The sequence below is a fragment of the Syntrophorhabdaceae bacterium genome, from assembly GCA_035541755.1.
In the GTDB taxonomy this organism is placed as follows: domain Bacteria; phylum Desulfobacterota; class Syntrophorhabdia; order Syntrophorhabdales; family Syntrophorhabdaceae; genus PNOF01.
This window is the reverse complement of the sequence record DATKMQ010000080.1, coordinates 1-20,300: the sequence shown is the minus strand read 5'-3', so window position 1 is coordinate 20,300 and position 20,300 is coordinate 1. Positions and strand designations below refer to the sequence as shown.

The following is a 20,300-nucleotide window of genomic DNA, read 5'->3' as shown; positions in this document are numbered from 1 at the left end:
CGCAAGTGCAGCTCACTTTCTTTCTACTTTTATCTTGGTGATTCTTCTACCATCTATCCCCACAACGGTAAACTTATAGGCGCCGTAATAGATGATTTCTCCGCCCCGCGCCATGCCCTGTAACTTCGTGAGGATGAAACCGCCTAAGGTCTCGTACTCAGTCGACTCGGGGATGTCGAGCTGCTGGCGGCTATTTAAGTCCCTCACCGAATACGACGCGTCGACGATTAAGGAGCCATCCCTCAGCTTTTCGATTTTGTCTTCTGTATCGGTCTCATCCATGATCTCGCCAAATATTTCCTCCATGATATCTTCGAGCGTGACAATCCCCACCGCTGTACCGTATTCATCGACCACCACGGCGAGATGCCGGTGGGTCCTCTGCATCTGCCTCAAGAGAACGCTGATCTCCATGGTCTCCGGCACAAAGAGCGGCTTTTTAAGAATCCTTTCGAGTTGAAAAGGCTCCGTTTCAAGCCAGATATAGCGCGCAATATCTTTGTGATGCACGATGCCGATGATGTTGTCGAAATTGTCTCTGTACACGGGATACCGTGAAAACTCGTTCTCGATGATATAGCCCAGGATCCTGTCTTTGCTGTCATTAATGTTAATGGCGTACACGTTGGGCTTGGGGACCATCACGTCTTTGACAGAGCGGTCAGCAAAACGAAAAACACCGTGGATGAGTTCCTCCTCGGTACGGTCGAAAATGCCTTTGCGCGTCCCCTCTTCTATGAGAACTTTAATCTCTCCCTCGCCTACATGTTCCTCTCCCTTTTTTAGCTTCAGCGCTTTCACAATGAGCATTGTGCTCATGGAAAGAAAATCGACGAGGATAAAGAGCGCCCGTGAGATAAAATCAAAGAGCGGTGCGATAAAGAAGGAGACTTTCTCCCTGTTGCTGATACCGATGTACTTGGGGACAAGCTCGCCGAATACGAGAAACAGGTAGGTCATAATCACAACCACGATTATGAGTGAAAAGGTGTCGGAAAACGGTTTGAGAACGGACACCTTGCTTAAGAGCGGCGATAGATATTGTACGGCAAGGATACCGCCGATGGCCGAGGCAAGGGTCCCGAAGAGAGTAATGCCGATCTGAACCGCGGAGAGGAACCTCTCAGGGTTCTCCTTCATGCGCAGAAGCGTCTCGGCCTTCTTGTCCTTTCTTTCCTTGAGTAGTTCCTTGAGCTTACTCTTCCTGAAGGAAACGATGGCTGTCTCGCCGGCGGAAAATACTCCGTTCAAGACCATGAGAATGAAGATGCATACAATCGACAGTGTCAGGCTATCCATCGCCTTTAAAGCCCTCTTTGACCTGGTGCATGAATGCTTCAAGGCGTGTCAACGTATTGGTCGCACCCTGTCCGTCATAGGCAATATTCATGACCGGAACATCGTGGTTCTTCTGAATAAGCCTCATGATGGCGCTCGATATGGTACCCGGCATGCAGGTGAAGGGCATGGCGTTTATTATACCGGCCACTCCCTTGTGCACGAAATCGACGCTCTTGCCCACACTCAATATGGCCTCTCCTTCGAAGCTTTCGTGGATGTAAGGTCCTGCCTTGGCAAGTATGTCCTCCACCCTGGGTTCCTTTCCGTATTTAAGATAAGGCCCGAAGACCCTTTCCAGCACGTGTTCTTCCTTATGCTGAATATGCTCGGTAAGGATGAGACTGAAAAGACCGAGCAGGCTATCCTTCTTCCTGCTCTTCTTCTTGCTCGTATAATTCACATAGGATATCCATTCCGTGACCGGAGCGAGCCATACCGATCCGCCGAACTCCTCGATCTTTCTTACAAGATCATTATTGCTGAACCGGTTGGAGCGGATATAGATCTCGCCTACCACGCCAACTACCGGTTTTTTCCTATGCGTCCTGGGTACGGCAAGGAACTTCTTTGTGACGGCGCCGAGAACGGGGAGGATATCTTCCCCGCCCCCTTCTATGGAGCGCGACATAGCCCTCAGCGCTTCTCCATACACGCGGTCGGTCTCCCCGGGATTTTTCTCGTAGGGGCGTATTTCGTGCAGCATCTTGATGATAAGATCGGTCGCAACAAGGGCCCGCCATCCGAGCCGCGAGAACTTGCCCCCTAAAATGCTCAAGTCTTTATAAAGACGATGGTCCTGATTGGGCGCATAGATAGGCACATTCTGAAAACCGGCTTCATTAAGAACCATTCTGTGAAACCGGTGATACTGCCCGAAACGGCAGGGTCCGTCTCCTGAGGGCATGAAGAAGGCGCTCCTGTCAGGATCAAAATCCTGCTTTTGAACGGTCTTGAGCATGTCACCCGTGGTGAGGATGCAAGGGTAGCACTCCTTGCCCGTCGTAAACTTTCTGCCAAGTACTACTGTGGACTCATCGGATTCTTCCATAACCTGCGCATCGACACCGCAGGATCGAAACGTGCTCGCAAGGGCCACGGCATGATCCGACATGTAGGGGATGAAGATCTTTCTTTTTCTGCCGTTAAATTCGTATTCCCTTACTCGCTGTTCCATCTGTCCGGCTATCGGTCTCGCGTTCTTGATACTGTCGAGAAATGCCTCGAGTCTCGTTACGATGCCCGCGTCCGCGCTGTGTTCATCGATCTCCAATTGAAGATATGGCTTGCTCCCCATGATTCTCTTAAAGAAATGCGTAATGAAAGAATCGGGACCGCAACCGAAACTCGTCAAATATATGGCATAAAAATTTTTCCGGTCTCTCACAAGCCTGGCAGCTCTGAGTATCTTCTGGCCGTATCCCCAGTACATGTTTTCGAGCTCCGAATCGTCGTCGGCGACCCGGGTAAGCGGCAGCATATCCATGGGTATGGGGTAGACACCGAGGTTGATCAGTTTTTTGTGAACATTCAGATTCGCCCCCGCATCAGCACTGTTGTATGGCCTTCCGACGATCACCATGGCTCTGTCATGGTCCTTTAACGAGGAGAGGAACTCTTCTCCGGCTTGAGCGCACTTGAGGTAGAATGTATCCTGAACGTCTGCTGCTACGTCAAATGCCCTCTCAAAGCGCGACCGGGAGATCCCAAACTCTTCGAAGTGACGAGCGAGGCTACGCGCCACCGATTTTCTGTCATCGCTGAAATGTACGATGGGAGAGTGGACACGGACCCCCATGCTCCGAAAGTTGATCGATGCCCTGGTAGTATACGGTATGGACTGAGCGTAAGGACAGGCAAAAGCATTCTGAGAGTTTTCAGATACCTTTTTCACGTTAATGATACTGGGCATGAAAATCTCTTTCACGCCTTTCTCTATCAGGTTAAGGACGTGCCCGTGGGCGAGCTTGATAGGAAAACAGGTCTCAACGATAATATTCTCAACGCCGCTCCGGATGGTCTTCTTGTTGGTGCCGTCAGACAGATGCACGGAATAACCGAGTTCGGTAAGGAGGCTCTTCCAGAACGGAAGAAATTCGTGCATGTGAAGTATCCTTGGGATGCCGATGGGTATACCGTCTGTGACCGCTTTATCGTAAATATTGTCGAGAAGCTCTTCCCTTATCTTGAAGAGATCGACCACGTCCTTTTTCTGTACGTTTCTCATCACATCGTATTTTTCGCACCTGCTCCCGTAGTACAGGGGGGCTTCCTTCTCCACGGAAACCCGTCTGATCTCGCAGAGATTCTCGCAGCCCTTGCATTCGAAGGTGTCGATAGTGTAAGGGCGCTTGCTCAGATCGAAACCTTTGAATGTGCTCTTCTCCCACGTCCTTTCTTTCATGGCAAGAATCGCCACTCCTATGGCGCCGGTCACGTCATGGTGAGGCGGGACTTTTATCGGCTTTCCGAGCACCTTTTCAAAGGCAGCCACCACTCCCTTATTGAAGGCGGTTCCACCCTGAAAGAATATTTTCTTCCCAATTCGCCGGTCGGCTACCACTTTGTTCAAATAATTCTGCACGATGGAATAAGCGAGACCGGCAACGATATCCTCCGTCTGTACACCTTTCTGCTGGTGATGCACCACATCCGATTCGATGAAAACCGTGCACCTCTCACCCATCTTGACGGGTTTTTTGGATGAGAGCGCAAGATCACCGAACTCATCTTTGATGGAAATGCCAAGCCGTTCGGCCTGTTCCTCGAGAAAGGAACCGGTACCGGCGGCGCAGGCCTTATTCATTTCAAAATCAATGATAACACCGTTCTCTACGCTGATATACTTCGAGTCCTGACCGCCGATCTCGAAAATTGTGTCCACACCGGGATCGATATCGATGGCGGCTTCAGCCTGGGCGGTAATCTCGTTTCTCACGATGTCGGCGCCGATGAAATCGGCGGTGAGATACCTGCCGGAACCCGTAGTGCCCGCGCCGATGATCTCTACCATATGGCCCACTTCTTCACCGATCTCTGCAAGGCCACGTTTAACGGCCTCTAGCGGTCTCCCCTCTGTCATCAGATACCGTTTAGCGATGACACGTTTGTCTTCATCGATAACCACAAGGTTGGTACTGATGGAACCTACGTCCACGCCGAGATAGACCCTGGTTCTTTGGCCGACGGACCTCGTTTCGTAAGACACATGAAGGTTATCCGGCGAGATGGTAAGGGGGGAAAGAGAGATCTGTTCCTTCTCTTCCATGAGGTACTCGTTGAGCCGGGCGTTGCCCGTAAACTTCTCCCTCAATGAAGCATCCTCGATCACTGCATAAACAGCTCCGATGGCGCCTATAGCGGTAAAATACTCGGGTACAAAGAACTCCTCTCCTTTCAGATCAAAGACTTCCCTGAGCGCCTTCCTCATACCGGTGTTGGCGGCAACACCACCGATGAACGCTACGGGTGTCCTTATATCACGTCCCTTGGCGATGTTGCCTCTGAAGTTGCGCGCCAGAGCGTAACAAAGTCCCGCAACGATTTCGTAGTCAGGCGTTGCTATCTGTTGCAGGTGGATCATGTCTGATTTCGCGAAGACCGTGCACCTGCCCGCTATCCTCGGGACATTATCCGATTTGAGTGCAACCTCGCTGAATTCTTCGATGGTGAAACGGAGCCTTGTCGCCTGTTGATCGAGAAAGGAACCGGTGCCGGCGGCGCAAAGGGCGTTCATGGAAAAATCCTTCACCCTGAGGCCACCGTTGTTGCTCGCGGCGTCAAAGACGATGAGTTTCGAATCTTCCCCGCCGATATCGATGACGCTACCCGCATGAGGATAGAGTCTATTCATGCCCTTGGCCACGGCCACTATCTCGTTGATACAGGTCGCGCCTACCAACGAGGAAAAAAGCTTCGCGCCGGTGCCTGTGGCCGCGACAAACTCGATGCCGTAGCTTTCAGTCCCTTCCCGCAAAATATCGCGGGCCACTTCAAAGGGCCTGCCTTTATGTCGGATATACCGTGTCGTAACAATCTCGCCCTGTTCACTGATAACGGCAAGGTTCACGCTCACGGAACCGATGTCGATGCCAACCCTGTACATTATGTCCCCCGTAACGTACTTACGCCTTTGATTTCATGGTATAATTGTGTTACTTATGTTAAGCGCAATGCGTTCCAATACAGATAACATATGCATAATCGCTTTGAAAATCAAGGCAAAAACTCGAGATTACGGGCGTCTAACTGGCTAAAGGATAGAACCGAACATGAAAAGAATGCACATCTTCGTGAAAGGGATCGTACAGGGCGTCAATTTCCGGTACAACACGCGGAAGAAGGCCGGCGAGTACGGCCTCACGGGCTTTACAAAAAACATTACCGACGGACGGGTGGAGATAGTCTGCGAAGGCGCCGAAGCGGATATCAGGGCGCTTGTTGAATGGTGCAGACAGGGACCCCAAGGCGCTTATGTAGAAAACGTCGAGACTAAGTGGGAAGAATATACCGGCGAATTCAATGACTTCACGATTAGATATTAACCCGCGTACCTACTATCCTCTCTTTCTCGATATCACCGAAAGAAAATGCCTTGTTGTGGGTGGAGGGAAGGTAGCTTTGAGGAAGGTCGAAATGCTTCTTAAGTTCGGCGCCCGGGTCACCGTCGTAGGCCCGATGCTCTCACCTGAGCTTCTTGAACTCGGCGAGAAAGGCGCCATCGAATGCCTTGAACGAATATATGAGAAGAGAGACCTTGACCGGGTGGCACTCGTTTTTGCCTGCACCGACAACCACGCTGTAAATGAGCAGGTTAAAAAAGAGGCGTCCCGGAAGCGCCTCCCCGTCAACGTGGCCGATAGTCCCGGTATCTGCGACTTTATCGTCCCGTCTATCGTCAAGAAAGGGGATATCACCATCGCTATTTCAACCTCCGGAGAGTTGCCGCTGCTTTCGAAGAAGTTGAGGGAGAAAATCGAAGAGGCTGTGGGTGACGATTATCTCGCATATCTCCGTGTGATCGGAACCGTAAGAGGGCACCTCATGAGGACCGTAAAAGATCCGCGCGCGAGGAGTGCGATCATGAAAAGGATCGATCGCATGACTGTTGAAGATGTCATCACAAAAGGAGTTACAAAAATCAAAGAGGAGCTCAATCTCCCATGAGCGTAAACGTGTGCTTGCTTTACGTTGCCCTTCTGCTGTACCTCATATCTACTGCGTTTTACTTTCTTGTCCTTGTCACAAACAGGCTAAGATTCGATAAACCTGCAGGGTGGTGCCTTGTCTTTGGGTTTGGCGTTCATCTTATGTCCCTCATTGCACGGTACTTTGCTGCAGGTTACACACCCATCACGAACATTCACGAGTCTTTTTCATTCCTCGCACTTTGCGTCGCGTGTTTCTACCTGTATATCAAAAGGGCTTACCCTGTCCGTGCCTTGGGTAGCATCATCCTTCCTCTCATCTGCCTGCTTCTATTCTGGGCGCTCCTGTCTCCTTCAGAGATACGACCGCTGGCTCCCTCTCTGCAAAGCTGGTGGCTGCCTGTGCATGCCACGTTCTCCTTTTTCGGAAATGCACTGTTCTTCATTGCCTTCTTTGTGTCGCTTTTGTATCTCCTTATGGAAAGAGAGATCAAGAAAAAGAAGAGGTTGATCGTATCGGAACGGTTTCCTTCCCTTGAAGTCCTTGATAGGATCAATTACCGGTGCATTTCGTACGGATTTCCGTTTCTCACCGTGGGCATCGTTACCGGCTCAATCTGGGCCGGATTCGCGTGGGGATCTTACTGGAGTTGGGACCCCAAAGAAACCTGGTCGCTCATCACATGGATCGTCTACGCCATCCTGATCCATAATAGACTCGCCATAGGGTGGCGCGGGAGGAGAACCGCCTATATGATGATACTCGGTTTTTGTTCGGTGCTCTTCACCTTCCTCGGCGTCAATTTTCTCATAAAGGGGCTCCATTCTTATGTTTGAAATCAGGGGCCGGGGAACGCCTCGATCGGGGCAAGGTATCCGCGCACCGCGCGTTGTCTGCGGTTTCATATCGCCGGGACACACCATAGAGGGCGCATAAGGAATGGATACCGTATATCTCACCGTACTGGGCTTAAACCACAATACCGCCCCAGTGGAAATACGCGAAAAGATTTTTGTTCACGAATCGGATATTCCCGGACTACTCGATAGAATGAAGCAAAAGGGCATAGACGAATCGGTCATTCTTTCCACGTGCAACAGAACGGAAGTATATTTCCATTCCACGCTGAGCCAGCAAGAAGCCCTCAAGAATATTCAGGAGATCCTTATTCAGACGATGGGTGTACAACCGGACTGGTTCCATGATTTCATGTATGTTTTCAGAAACGAAGACGTTTACAAGCATCTCTTTCTCGTGGCTTCAGGCTTGGACTCGCTCGTCATCGGTGAGCCCGAGATCTTAGGCCAGGTTAAGGACGCATACAGGATTGCCACATTCAGTAACACCACGGGTTTTTTCCTGAACAAAGTCTTTCATAAGACGTTCAATGTGGCGAAAAAGATACGGACCGAGACGAGGATAGGATATAACCCCCTGTCCATAAGCTCCATGGCCATAGAGCTTGCCAAGAAGATCTTCGGCAATCTCGATGAAAAAAAGATACTCGTCATCGGCGCCGGTGAGATGTGTCAAACCGCCCTCAAATATTTTAAAAAAGAGGGGCTTAAGGAAATCCTCATTACCAACAGAACGTATGAGAAGGCCCATTACCTTGCGGAAGAGATTACCGGCACGGCCTATCCTTTCCAGGAACTGCCGGAACTGATTGCGAAGGTGGATGTGGTCCTCACCTCCACAGGTTCGGAGAGGCCCTTCATAGATAAACCGCTCATTCAGGGCATCATGAAGAAAAGAAAGAACCGAGCCATCTTTATCATTGATATAGCCGTGCCCCGTGATGTCGCCTCCGAGGTGAATGCGATGGAAAACGTTTATCTCTACGATATCGATGATCTCAGAGAACTCTCCCAGCAGCATCTTACCGACAGGCTCAAGGAATCCGACAAAGCGCGTCTTATCGTTCAACAAGAGGCGGCAGAATTTACAAAAGTTTTACAGGAGCTCGACGTGGCACCCCTCATCGCGCACATCGTGGGCAAGGTAGAGGAAATCCGCTTGAAAGAGGTGAGGAAGGCCCTGCGAAAACTCAAAAACGCCGACCAAGATACGGTGCGCACCATCGAGGTCCTCACGAGAACCATTGCAAATAAGGTGGTGCATCCCCACATTACCCTCATTAAAGAGAACGGCAGCGAAGCCATAGTAGAAATCCTGAAGAAATGTTTCCAATTTGAGGAGATTGATGAAGAAGAAATGGATAATCGGGACGAGGGGAAGTAAACTCGCCCTGACACAAACGCAGATTGTCGTTCACGAGCTCCGGTCTCACTACCCTGCCCACGAGTTTGTGATCAAAACAATAAAGACTACCGGGGATACCGTCTGGAACAAGCCGCTCCATCTTGTAGGAGGAAAAGGACTTTTCGTAAAAGAGATAGAAGAACAACTGCTGGAAGGAAGCATTGACATGGCGGTTCACAGCGTAAAGGACCTTCCAGCTCAACTGGAGAAAGGGCTCATCCTCGGAGCTGTGTTGAAAAGAGAGAACCCGCGGGACGCCTTTGTCTCGCTTACACACGATTCCCTGGATAAGCTCGAGGCCGGCTCCCGAATCGGCACAAGCAGCCTCCGCAGAAGGGCGCAGCTTCTTCATTACAACAGTGCCCTTAAGATAGTAACCCTACGGGGAAACATCGACACCCGCATAAAGAAACTTAAGACCGAGGCGCTCGACGCCGTAATCCTCGCCTATGCGGGGCTTACGCGCATGGGTCTTGAAGATTGTGTCAAAGAGATTCTCCCCTTCAGCGTCATGATTCCGGCCTGTGGCCAGGGCGCTATCGGTATCGAGGTGAAAGACCGGGAGGAGACGAGGGAGTTCTTGCGACCGGTGAGTCATGAACGAAGTTTTCAGGAAATATCGATTGAGCGACAGTTGCTCGCACAGATTGGCGGCGGTTGTCACCTGCCGCTCGGCATACATGCAGCGATTGAAGGCGACGTGGTAACGCTTTCCGTTTCGATGGGTACTGAAGATGGACGGCTCTTCGTCCATGAACAACACTCGGCCCGCACAAAAAATACAGACACCCTCATCCGTGAAGCGTATGAGGCGATAAGAGAGAGCCTCCCATAAAAATTAAATGCCTCCCCGACATCGGGAGGCATTTATGCGTTCATTAAGTACAACAAATCAGATAGCGTCTTTGAGGGCTTTTCCTGCGGTGAATTTCGGCACTTTCCGCGCGGGAATCTTGATCTCTTTGCCGGTTCTCGGGTTTCTTCCCTTTCTGGCTTTCCTTTTTGAAACGGAGAAGGTTCCAAAACCAACAAGCGTTACCCTGTCGTCTTTCTTGAGAGACGCTTTTACGCCATCAAGAAAAGCTTCCAGAGCCTTTCCGGCTGCAGCTTTGGAAATTTTTGCTGATGCAGCCATTTTACCGATCAATTCTGCCTTTGTCATACGTGCCCCTCCTTTAGAGTTTTATTTTCCGGTAGTTCCCACAACAACCACCTCATGGATAGTTTATACTCCTTAATCTACGCAATATGCAACATTTTTTTTCACTTTTTTTGAAAACTGTTTTGTCTCTCAAAACTTTTCAGAGCCGCCCGTAATCATCATCTATACGCTCTATATCATCTTCACCGAAATAATCGCCGAGCTGAACCTCTATAAATACAAGCGCTTCAGAACTGTGGTTGGCGATTCTGTGAAAACAACCCTGCGGTATGTCAATGGCCTCTCCCGCCATCACACGTCTTTCCTGTTTATCGAGTGTCACGACAGATTCCCCCTGGATAACAAACCAGTGCTCCTTTCTGCGGCCGTGTCTTTGCAGGCTCAAGCGGGAGCCAGGATTGACGGTGATCCGTTTTACCTTATGGTCGCTTACGTCGGAGAGCACTTCAAAAAATCCCCACGGACGAAAATCTTTTTCTTGTGTTGTCTTTTTCATCGCGGTCTCACACCTCCCATTATGCGATGAGCTAACAATATCACAGCAGGAGCATACGGGGCAATAAAAAGAGAGCGTGACGACCGGTCCTAAAGCGGAGAGGCGGCAAGCACTGCGGTCAGCCTACAGCTTGTCACCTATGAGTTGTATCCTCGACTCATTCGGTGATTTGATGACAATGATTTCAATCCTTCTATTTAACGCCCGGCTCTCTGCACTGTCATTCGAAGCAACCGGTTTGTACTCGGCGTAACCCACCGCGGATATGCGTTGCGGCGGGAAGTCATGTTTTTCCACGAAGTATCTCACTACCTCCGTTGCTCTCCGCGCCGAAAGCTCCCAGTTTGACTTGAACTCGTCATTACTGATGGGCACGTTATCGGTGTGGCCCTCGATCCTGATGCTGTTCTCGATCTTTGTAATGACGGGTACTATTCCGTCAAGGGCGCTCCGTGCCCGCTCCTTTAGATCTGCCTTGCCCTCATCAAAGAAGGCCTTATCGAGGATTCGAATCACGACCCCTCTTTCATCGGTAAATATGGAGATGCTCTTCTGCATGGCCTCGCTGCCTGCAAGATTCTTAATCTGCTCTTCCAGCTTCTTCTGGATTTCCTTATCTGCGCTATCCACCGCTTTAACCGGTAAATCAAGAGGGAGGGAGCTCGTCTGATTGCCCTGGCTGATCACACCAGCTCCGCCGGTAAATATCGTTTTGAGGCGGCCTATAACTTCTTCGTATTTATTCGCATCTTGCTTCGAAAACACGTACATCATGATAAAGAAGGCAAGCAGCAGCGTGATAAGATCGGCGTAGGTGATAAGCCACCGTTCCAGATTCTCATGCTCATCTTCCCGTCGTCTTCTCCTCAATACCCCTCCTCTCTCCTTTTGTCAGGAAGCAGGAAGGAAACGAGCTTCATCCGAATAACCCGTGGGTTATCACCCATGGCCAGCGAGATTACGCCTTCCGTGATAATCTCGAAGAACAAGGCCTCATCCTGATGCTTGAATTTCAATTTGTCGGAAATGGGGAGATAGATAAGGTTAGCCATGGCAACTCCCCAGAGAGTCGCGATAAAGGCGCTCGCAATGGCCGAGGCCATATTTGAGCTGTTTTCCATACTCCCTAACGCATGGATCAATCCAAGCACCGTACCCATGATGCCGAGTGTCGGCGAAAAACCTCCGAGTTTGCCGAAGAACATGGCCCCTGCTTTGTGTCTTTCTTCCATGTAGGCCATTTCAATCTCAAGAATCTCTCGGATCTTGTTCGTCTCAAAACCGTCTATTGCAAGTTGGATAGCCTTTCTTAAGAAAGGCTCATCGATGCTATCGAGTTCCTTCTCCAGGCTCAAGAGTCCGTTTTTTCTGGCCTTCTGGGAAAGGCCGAAGATGAGTTCTATCAGATCCTGTGTATCCATCTTCTTTTCAAACATCGCAACTTTTATGAGGGTCGGAAGATTAAAGAGCTGCTTGACGGAGGTGGTGATGGTGGCCGCCCCGAAGGTTCCGAAAATGACCAGAACCATGGCGGGGATCTGGATGAGAGCGGAAAGATGACCTCCTTCCATCACAAAGGAAACAATAAGTGAGCCCACACCCAGGAGGAGACCAAGTATCGTTGCTATATCCATATTTCATCAACTCGCCGTTTCTTTTTTTTGTCTCAGGTACTCTCTTTCCTTCACAAATATATAATTGATCAGAAGATCTCTATCGTTTTCATTGATGGCGATGAATTTCAAAGCGGTTCTGATACGGTTTCCTGAGTCGTCTTCGATGCGCTCGGTTCTCATCACTTCGCATAGGGCGGTAATCTTGGGATAGGGAAACAAAGGTATGATAATCTTCAGTTCGGTAAGATCGGCCTCCTTGAGAGAGACGTCGCTTTCGAATTGTACCCCGGCTCCACTCACATTGATGTTGGTCTGAACTGTCCTGTATATGTCACCCTGCTTACTTCTATAGAGAAAGTCCATAATCATGTCGAGCTTCTTATTGAGCACCTGCATGTACGCGTGAAGCTCACTATTCTCGCCTTTAAGGTCTCCTTCTTCTAGCAGATAGAACTCGTTTATCTTATCCACGACCTGCGTTGAATTGTAGCGGATGAAATCCTTCAGTTTGGTAAATTCTTCTGTGCTGATCTGTCTGAACTCTATGGGCAGGCGGTCACGAATTCTGAAAAATTCTCTCCTCTCACGGTTCCGTATCATAGTCTTCTCATATCATGTTGACAAAGTTATCGGCTACCAAAGGATCAAATTGACTTCCCCTGCATCGCTTTATCTCGTCGCGTATTTCCGCACGCGTTGCCGCCCTCCGGTATGGCCTATCAGTCACCATGGCATCGTACGCATCGCAGACCGCGATGATCCGAGAACACAGCGGAATAGTCTCACCCGAGAGATTATCCGGGTACCCTCGCCCGTCATATCTTTCATGATGATGGCGTATGATCTTCGCTTCAGTGGACAGTATCTCGAACCTGCTCATGATTTCCTCTCCGTAAATAGAGTGGCCTTTCATGATGGAATACTCATCGTCGGTCAATCCTTCTGGCTTCAACAATATGGAGTCGGGAATGCCTATCTTGCCCAGGTCATGGACGGGTCCCACAACCTTAATCACGTCCCGCTCGTAATCATCGATGCCCATGCGTCTGCCTAACTCAAGGCTCATCTCGGTGACTCGTTTGCAATGGCCCTCCGTGTATAAGTCCCTCTTGTTGATGGCTACGATAAGGGATTTCAATGTGTGAAGTATGTTCTCGAAGAGACTTTCATAAAGCATCCTATTTTCAATGTGGGTGCAGGCCTTGTCCGCGATCAGTCTCAGAAAAATCGTCTCGCCTTCGTAAGAGCGCTTTTGCTTCCCACCGTTCATCCCGAATTCGGCCATAATAAATCCGATACATTCACCTTTGATAACCAGAGGAAAATAGATTTTGTCCTCTATCAACAGGTGTTTTCTCAAGGTAGAGGCTTCTTTGAAAAGGTCTTCTCTCACGGTAATCTTTTGCCTGCCCTCAAGCGGAGCGTGCTTGGTAAGTCCCGTATATAGGATGAGCTCTTTGTTATCACTGTCAGAGATGTAGTAGCCGCACGATTTTACGTCAAGGAGTTCGCCTACCATACCGACTACCTTTTCATACACGTCATCGTATATATTGAGGGAGTTGAATTTGTTGGAGATGTGATACATAGTGGTCAATTCTTTTATCTTTTTTTGTAGCTCCCTGTTCAATAACTCTATCTTCTTCTTATCTTCCAGGTTGTGGAGGATATTTTCTTTTTCGATGAGCAGGTTTCTCTCCCTGACAACCCTCATCATGACGAGCATCAATTTGTCGAGCTCAAAAGGCTTGAGAAGGAAGTCGGAGGCCCCTTTTCTCATGGCGTCGATCACGAAGTTAGGATCGTAATAGCCCGTCACCATGATGACAGCAATGGTTGGCTTATTTACTTTGATCGTGTCGAGCAGGGATATACCGCTGATATCAGGCAGTTTTACATCGAGGATGGCAATCTCCACATCCTGGCCTTCGAGAAGATCAAGTGCTTCGCGGCCTGTGGTCGCCCTGTAGATCTCGCAGTCATTGAGACCCAAAAAGTCCGCAAGTATGTCGACAATCTCAGGATTATCATCGACAATAAGAATCTTTGAACCGGCAATCATTGGCGTACACTGTCCCCATTTTTCCTTAGCGGCTAAAGTCTAATCGATGAGTAGCCGCCCTTTTCCCAACTTACCAAGGTCGTTTATCTCTTTCACAATCTTTTCCGTATCGCCTAAGGGCCCGGACGCGACTTCCTTTGGCTCGCCGTTCGACCTTGCGCCGCTCTCTGCGTTATCCTGGGTCCTCGGGCGGTATCTGCCGATTTCATTGTAAAAACCTTTGAGGGTTTCCAGAAGTCGTGCATTCAATTTCTTGAGCTTTACCTTGTCCCGAGCGTTTCTCACTACGACCCTCAGCTCTTCCATTCTGAAAGGCTTGACAATATAGTCAAACGCCCCGATCTTTACCGCTTCGACGGCAGTATCCATGGAGGCGTATCCTGTTACGATGATAAACTCGGTGATCTCATTCTCCCCCTTAACAGTCTTTATGAGGTCCATGCCCGTCATTTCGGGCATGTTTAAGTCGGTAATAATGAGATCGTAAAAGCGTTCCTTGTGTTTATCGAGGGCCTCTCTCCCATTTTGAGCCCCCTCCACGACATCGCCTTCCCCCCTGAGATACTCCTCCAGGATTTCGCGTAATTCTCTGCTGTCGTCGACTACGAGGATTCTGAAATCTTCATCATTCTTGGTCATACTTTTTCAGCTTCTCGGCCATCTGCTCCCCTATCCGGTCGTACAGCATCTTCTTCATGCCTTCCCTGGAGATATTTACCTCATCCTCTCTGGTCAAACCCTCATGATTCTTCTCAACCTGACCCACCCTCACCTTCATGTTCTTGAGGTAGGTTCTGATTACGCTACTTATCTGATAATCGGATATGGTCATTGCATCGCCCTATAGAGTTATCGGATATAGCGTGAAATACTTAAGTGTTGTGCACGATCAGCCGGTCACCTTGAAGAAAGCCGGCATAGGAGGCAAGGGAAACCGGGGAGAATAAGCTCGAAACGCCCTTTTCTTAATCGACAGATCGTCGAGTGCTTGGACAATCCTCTTCTTCTCTGCCTCGAGTCTATTGAGTATTTCCCTTTCTTTTTGGAGACATGCTTCTATCTCACCACCGAATACGTGAGGACCGTCCTCAAGCAAAGAGCCGATGTAACTCTCTCTTTTGAGCAGGCACTCTACGAATCTGTCCGGATCTTCCTCGCGCAAGGCCCTTACGGTCAACGAAACAAACTCTTCTCTCCGTTCGAAATCCTTCATGGCGTCTCCACAACAGTGCCCTGCCTGTCCGGGTTCACAGGCTCTGTGAACCAATCTGTCAGAAGAGCTGAGCGCCCGATCAGGAGGTTTAGCTCATTGAGCCTCTTTTGTAGACCATCCTGCTCCGTATTGAGCTGCCTGTTAAATAGTGATGTTCCCTGGTTCTTCTGGCTCGCTTTCAACTCGCGAACATTCGAGTCGTCGAGATACATTCCGCCATACGGGTTCGCCAGATAACTGATCCTTTCGGAGAGTGTATTGCCAAACCCTTTGATCACGTTAAGGGTTTCCTCTTTCCTCATGGTGAGCTGAGATGCGAGAAGGGTGGTGTCAAGATGGAGGGAGCCGTTCTTTCCCGTAGAAAGGCCTATAGATTCGGCGTTAAGATTGTCTTCGGACTGGCTCAAACCCCTATTGACAGCGCTCTGAATCGCGCTTCTTAACTCCGGCGCCATCCTCCGCACGCAATCCAGCTTGTCCGCACAAACCCCGGGGGAAGAGGCGGCGTCGGCATTCACCTCATCGGCCCCTTCACTATCAGGCGCAGCCTCGCTCACAAGAAGATTCATTCTGTTCACAAATTCGATGGTCAACTTCAGAATCGCATGGTTGTCAGGGGAAGTCATCGTTTGATCGGGGGTTGTGCCCACAGTCTTCGATTCGATCTGCCCGGGCTCATGAGCAAGGCGAACTGTGCCAGCTACCCCGCCCTTTTCGGGCCCCGTAGACCCTCTGACTTGTTCATGGGAATTATCCTGGGCACGCGCTATGGCGTGGCTAACATGCGACGTGTCGAGAGTAACAACGACCGGGTTTTCGTCGCCTTCCGGTTTGAGAGAGACATCCGGACTTACCTTTTCCGAGGCTAAGGTGCCTTCAGAGGTCTTCCTCTCCATCATTGCGTCGCCGGTCGCTTGAGGTCTGGCACTGGTTTCAGTGCTATCCATCCGTGGTATGGGAGTACTCGCCTTAAAACCGGCCTGCCATCTCTTTTGCACGATTTTACCCGCTTCATCCCAAGCCGATTGGACTTGATACCGCTCGCCATCCGAAATCGTTTGCGAAACCTCACCGGGTATCGTTGGATCGTATACGGCCCGCCCGCTACCCTCAAATCCCGACGAAGCATCCGCGGCCCTGTCCAAAGGGAAGAGATCTTTGCCGCGGGCGCCCGATGAATTCGGAAGGCCCCCGTGAGTGGCAAGCTCAAAGTGTACATTCGACCCATCGCTTGTTGCACCCTCAGCCTGCGAGATTTGTCCTCTCTGCCCAAAGACACTTCCAGGCTGTACCGCTTCCCGGTCCTGTCCTAACTCGAGTTCGATGCTCACAGGCGGCGTTTGTCGCGAAGATCTGTCATTTTCATAGGCGGGGAGGACATTTTGCCCACTTGGTATCGCCAGATGGTTCCCGGAACAAAAGGAGGAAGGATCATTGCCCGGGGAAACGGCCTCGTGAGCAGTGGCGGCGGCAGGCGTGCTTACGCTTGTCGGAGCGGGCTCCTGGCTACGGACTGACAGTGCTTGCACGGTGCTGGCAAACTCATCGATTATGGTCCTCGCTATCTCTACGATCCGTTCCCTGCTTAAGCCTGATGCCTGCGGCACATAGACATCTGCCATATTTGCCGACTGTCCCGCGGAAGACAAATCGTCCCTTTGAGCACGATTCGTGGGCTGAAGAACAGGTTCTTGATATGGTGAGCCCTGGATTTTCACGATCGCGATGGACCTTTCGCCTGTGTCCTCTCATATTATCGGATACATTTGGAAAAACTTTAGCAACCAATGCGCTCTTGTCAATTATCTGACGATTAGGATTCTACATTGCTTTTCTATCGCCCCGGAATGGACCGATCCTCACAACGAGGATAAGCCCACAAATGGCTTTCTTCGCAGAATCGCTTCTCTTCAGGTTCTATGAGCAGGGATACAGGCATAGATATTGCATATCGGTATTCAGAAACATGTATTCGAAGCGGAATAGACACGTATTACGGTAATTGTTTAAAGATATTAGCGTGACCCATAGAAACGAAATACCTCCGGCATAAGGCACCAAGGGCGGTAGCCTGCCGTTAAAACGTCATGGCCATGGAATTCTTCGATACCCATATCTCTTCCCAAGCCGTTGAAATGGCGTCGTCCGTTCTTAAATCCACATGGATCAGCGAAGGTAAACTGGTAAAGGACTTCGAGACGGCACTCACTCGCCTCCTCGGCTTAAAGAACCCAGTCGCGGTCAACAGCGGCACTTCGGCCCTTCATTTAGCCCTGGTTTTGAGCGGCGTAGGTCCGGGTGACGAGGTCATCCTCCCCGCACAGACGTTCATTGCTACAGGACTCGCCGTGCTTATGCAGGGCGCACAACCGGTTTTCGCCGACATCGATCTTCATACCGCCAATATAGATCCCGCCTCCATCCGCGCAAAACTCACATCCAGGACCAAGGCGATCATGGTTGTCCACTGGGGAGGCTACCCCTGTCCAATGGATGAAATTTCTGCTATCGCGGGCGAACGAGGTCTCCCCGTGATAGAAGACGCCGCGCATGCCCTCGGAGCCACTTACAAAGAAAGGACCGTGGGCTCAATATCGAGATTCACCGCCTTTTCATTTCAGGCCATAAAGCATCTTACGACCGGCGACGGAGGGGCCCTGTGCTCGATTGACGATGAGGATTATCGGCAGTGCAAAATCAGGCGCTGGTTCGGAATAGACCGCGAGAACTCAGTGCCGAGCGTGCTCGGCGAACGCAGCTACGATGTGGCGAACGTAGGGTACAAGTATCACATGAACGATCTCTCCGCAGCGGTGGGTTTAGGCAACCTGGAAGACATTTTCGAAAACCTCGCTCGCAGAAGAGAGATCGCTGCCCGTTATCGCGACGAATTGTCAGCCGTGCCTGGGCTCACGCTAATCCAATGCGACAAAGAAAGCCAAAGCGCCTGCTGGCTCTTCACGATGCTCGTTGAGCAAAGAGACGATTTCATACAAACATTAAAGGAACATGGCATTCCCGCATCCGTTGTGCACCAGAGAATTGACCGGAACAGCGTGTTCGGCGGCATGACTGAGGGACTCACGAGCCAGGATCTCTTCGAGAAAAAACAGATATCTATCCCTGTCCACGGGCATTTAAACGACGATCATGTTGATCTCATCATTAAGACAATCAGAAATGGGTGGTAACACCCAAATCATGCCCCACGCGATCAGTTTCAGGCCTGTAGACGGGCAGTACGCCCCTTCTTTTATCGACATGATGAACAATGAGTATAACCGAAAGAAGAAGATCGATTATTACTTCTGGCAATACGCGGAGGCGGCCGAACCCTCCGTCCTGATGGGCGCTTTTGTAAACGATGGGTTGGCCGGGGTCTTGGGTCTCAAGATGCGTCGCCTGAATAGCGGCGCAGTTGCAGCCCAGATTGTTGATATGCTGATCGCGCCGCGGTTCAGACACGAGGGTCTTTTTGCACGCATTTACGAGTCGGCGCTACTCTCATGCGGCGTCAGACCGGACCTGGTTTGTGTTTTCCCCAATGCCCGCGGAAGAGAGGCAATCGAAAGGTTGCCTGGATGGAAGACGGTGGGTGCTATTCAAACCCTTTTTCGTCCGGCAAACAAGCCTATCCCCCCTCTTCGCACGGACTACGCTATGAGCCGGCAAGAAACGTCGCGAAGCTGCTTTGAAAAAGCGGATGATTACCGAAGTTGGAGATTCGAAAAGAATCCGGAGTACCGCTATTTCACCGTGAATGTTGACGAGGGTTACAGTACCGCCAAGCTCTTCACAGACCCCATAACCGGGGTCATCTACGGCGATATCGTCGATCTCACCCTTGCACATAGGACGGGCAGCACGCTTTTTTCGCTCCTCTCTCTCACCTGCGATCAATTGAAAAGAAGAGGTGCGCAATGGATCACGACCTGGGCAATGCCTGAGACGCTAGGCTCTGATGTGGCGGAAGCGCTCGGCTTTGTGCAGCACGATCAGGAACGATATTTCTGTGTCAGGGTCTTAAACTGTGCTTATGGCGATCTCTATGAGTTTTCTCGGTGGGACGTAGTCCAGGCCGACACAGAGGTTTATTGAGGTGATTTCGTGAAAATCCTTATCCTCGGCGGTCACGGGTTTGTGGGAACCAACGTCGCGCAAGTCTTGAGAGAAGGCGGCCATGAAGTAATACCCATTTCTCGAGCGGACGGCGTAGATCTCATTGACTTTGAATCAGCGAAGGCTTGCTTCAAGAGCGTTGCGCCCGACGTCACCGTGAACTGTGCCGCAAAAGTAGGAAGTCTCAATCTGGTGACCGAGCAGGCAGCTGACATCGTGGATATGAATATGAGAATGCTTGTCAACATTTACCGGGCGGCCCACGAGAGCGCCCCGGGTACATGTCTCATCAATCCGGTGGCAAATTGCGCCTTTCCCGGTCATCTCGAGAGTTATACCGAAGATCGTCTCTGGGATGGCAACATTCATCGCTCGGTCCTGTCTTACGGAAGCACCAGAAGGATGATGCTCATTCTCAGCGAGTGTTACCTGATGCAATACGGATTCAAAACAGTCAGTTTCTTCGTACCCAATATGTACGGCCCCTATGACTCTACGGACCCCAACAAAGCCCACGCCCTAAACGCCTTAATCAGCAAGGTCGTCAGGATTCAGGCTGAGGACGGAAATCGCATCGAGGTCTGGGGCAGCGGCGTAGCCATTAGAGAATGGCTATTCGCGCGGGATTTCGGCCGGATCGTCCTGGAAACCATCGATCGATTGGGGAGTTACGGATTTGCTGAGCCCGTGAACGTGGGCCAAAATTTCGGTTTAAGCGTAAGGGAGCTCGTGGATATGATTCTCGGCAAGATGGGATGTAACTGTAAGGTCACCTGGAATCGGGCCATGCCCGATGGGGCTCCGAGAAAGGTCATGGATGATACCCGCTTCAGGAAGATATTCCCTGCCTTCCAGTTTACCGACCTCAAACAGGGGATCTCGGA

Annotated in this window: 20 protein-coding genes; 8 read left to right on the top strand and 12 right to left on the bottom strand. The window is 50.5% G+C overall.

From position 1 onward, the window contains the following. Window positions 1–12: 12 nt before the first annotated feature. Both VMT62_07815 and VMT62_07810 read right to left on the bottom strand, forming a co-directional pair. The gene (locus VMT62_07815; GenBank protein HVN96318.1) at window positions 13–1,299 is read right to left on the bottom strand and encodes a hemolysin family protein; all 1,287 of its coding nucleotides are present in this window, start codon (window positions 1,297–1,299) and stop codon (window positions 13–15) included. Further along, window positions 1,292–5,443 carry an acyl-CoA dehydratase activase gene (locus tag VMT62_07810; protein ID HVN96317.1) on the bottom strand — a complete coding sequence of 1,384 codons (4,152 nt, stop codon included), beginning with the start codon at window positions 5,441–5,443 and terminating at the stop codon, window positions 1,292–1,294. Before VMT62_07810 ends, VMT62_07815 begins: the two co-directional genes overlap by 8 nt. Window positions 5,444–5,609: 166 nt before the next feature. Here VMT62_07810 and VMT62_07805 point away from each other — a divergent pair, with 166 nt between their 5' ends. The 5 genes from VMT62_07805 (at window position 5,610) to hemC (ending at window position 9,583) form a co-directional block, all read left to right on the top strand. Then, window positions 5,610–5,882, top strand: coding sequence for an acylphosphatase (locus tag VMT62_07805; protein HVN96316.1), 273 nt, complete (start codon window positions 5,610–5,612; stop codon window positions 5,880–5,882). Next, the gene (locus tag VMT62_07800; protein ID HVN96315.1) at window positions 5,860–6,504 is read left to right on the top strand and encodes a bifunctional precorrin-2 dehydrogenase/sirohydrochlorin ferrochelatase; all 645 of its coding nucleotides are present in this window, start codon (window positions 5,860–5,862) and stop codon (window positions 6,502–6,504) included. The genes VMT62_07805 and VMT62_07800 overlap by 23 nt, the downstream gene beginning before the upstream one ends. Continuing rightward, window positions 6,501–7,322: a c-type cytochrome biogenesis protein CcsB gene (gene ccsB, locus VMT62_07795; GenBank protein HVN96314.1), complete on the top strand. Its 822-nt coding sequence runs from the start codon at window positions 6,501–6,503 to the stop codon at window positions 7,320–7,322. The genes VMT62_07800 and ccsB overlap by 4 nt, the downstream gene beginning before the upstream one ends. 103 nt (window positions 7,323–7,425) lie before the next feature. Continuing rightward, on the top strand, window positions 7,426–8,727 hold the full coding sequence (hemA, locus tag VMT62_07790) for a glutamyl-tRNA reductase (GenBank protein ID HVN96313.1): 1,302 nt from the start codon (window positions 7,426–7,428) through the stop codon (window positions 8,725–8,727). Then, window positions 8,690–9,583 carry a hydroxymethylbilane synthase gene (gene hemC, locus VMT62_07785; GenBank protein HVN96312.1) on the top strand — a complete coding sequence of 298 codons (894 nt, stop codon included), beginning with the start codon at window positions 8,690–8,692 and terminating at the stop codon, window positions 9,581–9,583. The genes hemA and hemC overlap by 38 nt, the downstream gene beginning before the upstream one ends. A gap of 57 nt (window positions 9,584–9,640) precedes the next feature. On the opposite strand, the gene VMT62_07780 is transcribed toward hemC, so the two are convergent. The 10 genes from VMT62_07780 to fliD form a co-directional block, all read right to left on the bottom strand. Continuing rightward, window positions 9,641–9,910, bottom strand: a complete 270-nt coding sequence (locus VMT62_07780; GenBank protein HVN96311.1) for an HU family DNA-binding protein — start codon at window positions 9,908–9,910, stop codon at window positions 9,641–9,643. A 139-nt stretch (window positions 9,911–10,049) separates the two neighbouring features. After that, window positions 10,050–10,406 (bottom strand): phosphomannose isomerase type II C-terminal cupin domain, encoded by a 357-nt coding sequence (locus VMT62_07775; GenBank protein ID HVN96310.1) that lies wholly within the window; start codon window positions 10,404–10,406, stop codon window positions 10,050–10,052. A 123-nt stretch (window positions 10,407–10,529) separates the two neighbouring features. After that, window positions 10,530–11,276, bottom strand: a complete 747-nt coding sequence (locus tag VMT62_07770; protein HVN96309.1) for an OmpA family protein — start codon at window positions 11,274–11,276, stop codon at window positions 10,530–10,532. Continuing rightward, window positions 11,273–12,040: a flagellar motor protein gene (locus VMT62_07765; GenBank protein ID HVN96308.1), complete on the bottom strand. Its 768-nt coding sequence runs from the start codon at window positions 12,038–12,040 to the stop codon at window positions 11,273–11,275. Before VMT62_07765 ends, VMT62_07770 begins: the two co-directional genes overlap by 4 nt. Window positions 12,041–12,046: 6 nt before the next feature. Next, the gene (locus tag VMT62_07760) at window positions 12,047–12,622 is read right to left on the bottom strand and encodes a PilZ domain-containing protein (GenBank protein HVN96307.1); all 576 of its coding nucleotides are present in this window, start codon (window positions 12,620–12,622) and stop codon (window positions 12,047–12,049) included. 7 nt (window positions 12,623–12,629) lie between these two features. After that, on the bottom strand, window positions 12,630–14,084 hold the full coding sequence (locus VMT62_07755) for an HD domain-containing phosphohydrolase (GenBank protein ID HVN96306.1): 1,455 nt from the start codon (window positions 14,082–14,084) through the stop codon (window positions 12,630–12,632). 39 nt (window positions 14,085–14,123) lie between these two features. Then, window positions 14,124–14,723 carry a response regulator gene (locus tag VMT62_07750; protein ID HVN96305.1) on the bottom strand — a complete coding sequence of 200 codons (600 nt, stop codon included), beginning with the start codon at window positions 14,721–14,723 and terminating at the stop codon, window positions 14,124–14,126. Beyond that, entirely contained in the window at window positions 14,710–14,916 is a 207-nt protein-coding gene (locus tag VMT62_07745; GenBank protein ID HVN96304.1) for a hypothetical protein, read from the bottom strand. The genes VMT62_07750 and VMT62_07745 overlap by 14 nt, the downstream gene beginning before the upstream one ends. A gap of 57 nt (window positions 14,917–14,973) precedes the next feature. After that, window positions 14,974–15,297, bottom strand: coding sequence for a flagellar protein FliT (locus VMT62_07740; GenBank protein ID HVN96303.1), 324 nt, complete (start codon window positions 15,295–15,297; stop codon window positions 14,974–14,976). Next, window positions 15,294–16,919, bottom strand: a complete 1,626-nt coding sequence (gene fliD, locus VMT62_07735) for a flagellar filament capping protein FliD (protein HVN96302.1) — start codon at window positions 16,917–16,919, stop codon at window positions 15,294–15,296. Before fliD ends, VMT62_07740 begins: the two co-directional genes overlap by 4 nt. A gap of 471 nt (window positions 16,920–17,390) precedes the next feature. On the opposite strand from fliD, the gene VMT62_07730 reads away from it, so the two are divergent. The 3 genes from VMT62_07730 to VMT62_07720 all read left to right on the top strand — a co-directional run. After that, a complete protein-coding gene (locus tag VMT62_07730) occupies window positions 17,391–18,488 on the top strand; it encodes a DegT/DnrJ/EryC1/StrS family aminotransferase (GenBank protein HVN96301.1) in 1,098 nt (365 codons plus the stop codon). Then, a complete protein-coding gene (locus VMT62_07725; GenBank protein HVN96300.1) occupies window positions 18,478–19,395 on the top strand; it encodes a hypothetical protein in 918 nt (305 codons plus the stop codon). The genes VMT62_07730 and VMT62_07725 overlap by 11 nt, the downstream gene beginning before the upstream one ends. Window positions 19,396–19,404: 9 nt before the next feature. Beyond that, on the top strand, window positions 19,405–20,300 hold an 896-nt coding region (locus VMT62_07720; protein ID HVN96299.1), incomplete at its 3' end, for an NAD-dependent epimerase/dehydratase family protein.

Bases quoted from the DNA above. Each gene is read 5' to 3' on its own strand.
- VMT62_07815 (HVN96318.1), bottom strand. From the start codon at position 1,299: ATGGATAGCCTGACACTGTCGATTGTATGCATCTTCATTCTCATGGTC.
- VMT62_07810 (HVN96317.1), bottom strand. From the start codon at position 5,443: ATGTACAGGGTTGGCATCGACATCGGTTCCGTGAGCGTGAACCTTGCC.
- VMT62_07805 (HVN96316.1), top strand. From the start codon at position 5,610: ATGAAAAGAATGCACATCTTCGTGAAAGGGATCGTACAGGGCGTCAAT.
- VMT62_07800 (HVN96315.1), top strand. From the start codon at position 5,860: ATGACTTCACGATTAGATATTAACCCGCGTACCTACTATCCTCTCTTT.
- ccsB (HVN96314.1), top strand. From the start codon at position 6,501: ATGAGCGTAAACGTGTGCTTGCTTTACGTTGCCCTTCTGCTGTACCTC.
- hemA (HVN96313.1), top strand. From the start codon at position 7,426: ATGGATACCGTATATCTCACCGTACTGGGCTTAAACCACAATACCGCC.
- hemC (HVN96312.1), top strand. From the start codon at position 8,690: ATGAAGAAGAAATGGATAATCGGGACGAGGGGAAGTAAACTCGCCCTG.
- VMT62_07780 (HVN96311.1), bottom strand. From the start codon at position 9,910: ATGACAAAGGCAGAATTGATCGGTAAAATGGCTGCATCAGCAAAAATT.
- VMT62_07775 (HVN96310.1), bottom strand. From the start codon at position 10,406: ATGAAAAAGACAACACAAGAAAAAGATTTTCGTCCGTGGGGATTTTTT.
- VMT62_07765 (HVN96308.1), bottom strand. From the start codon at position 12,040: ATGGATATAGCAACGATACTTGGTCTCCTCCTGGGTGTGGGCTCACTT.
- VMT62_07760 (HVN96307.1), bottom strand. From the start codon at position 12,622: ATGATACGGAACCGTGAGAGGAGAGAATTTTTCAGAATTCGTGACCGC.
- VMT62_07755 (HVN96306.1), bottom strand. From the start codon at position 14,084: ATGATTGCCGGTTCAAAGATTCTTATTGTCGATGATAATCCTGAGATT.
- VMT62_07750 (HVN96305.1), bottom strand. From the start codon at position 14,723: ATGACCAAGAATGATGAAGATTTCAGAATCCTCGTAGTCGACGACAGC.
- VMT62_07745 (HVN96304.1), bottom strand. From the start codon at position 14,916: ATGACCATATCCGATTATCAGATAAGTAGCGTAATCAGAACCTACCTC.
- VMT62_07740 (HVN96303.1), bottom strand. From the start codon at position 15,297: ATGAAGGATTTCGAACGGAGAGAAGAGTTTGTTTCGTTGACCGTAAGG.
- fliD (HVN96302.1), bottom strand. From the start codon at position 16,919: ATGGCAGATGTCTATGTGCCGCAGGCATCAGGCTTAAGCAGGGAACGG.
- VMT62_07730 (HVN96301.1), top strand. From the start codon at position 17,391: ATGGAATTCTTCGATACCCATATCTCTTCCCAAGCCGTTGAAATGGCG.
- VMT62_07725 (HVN96300.1), top strand. From the start codon at position 18,478: ATGGGTGGTAACACCCAAATCATGCCCCACGCGATCAGTTTCAGGCCT.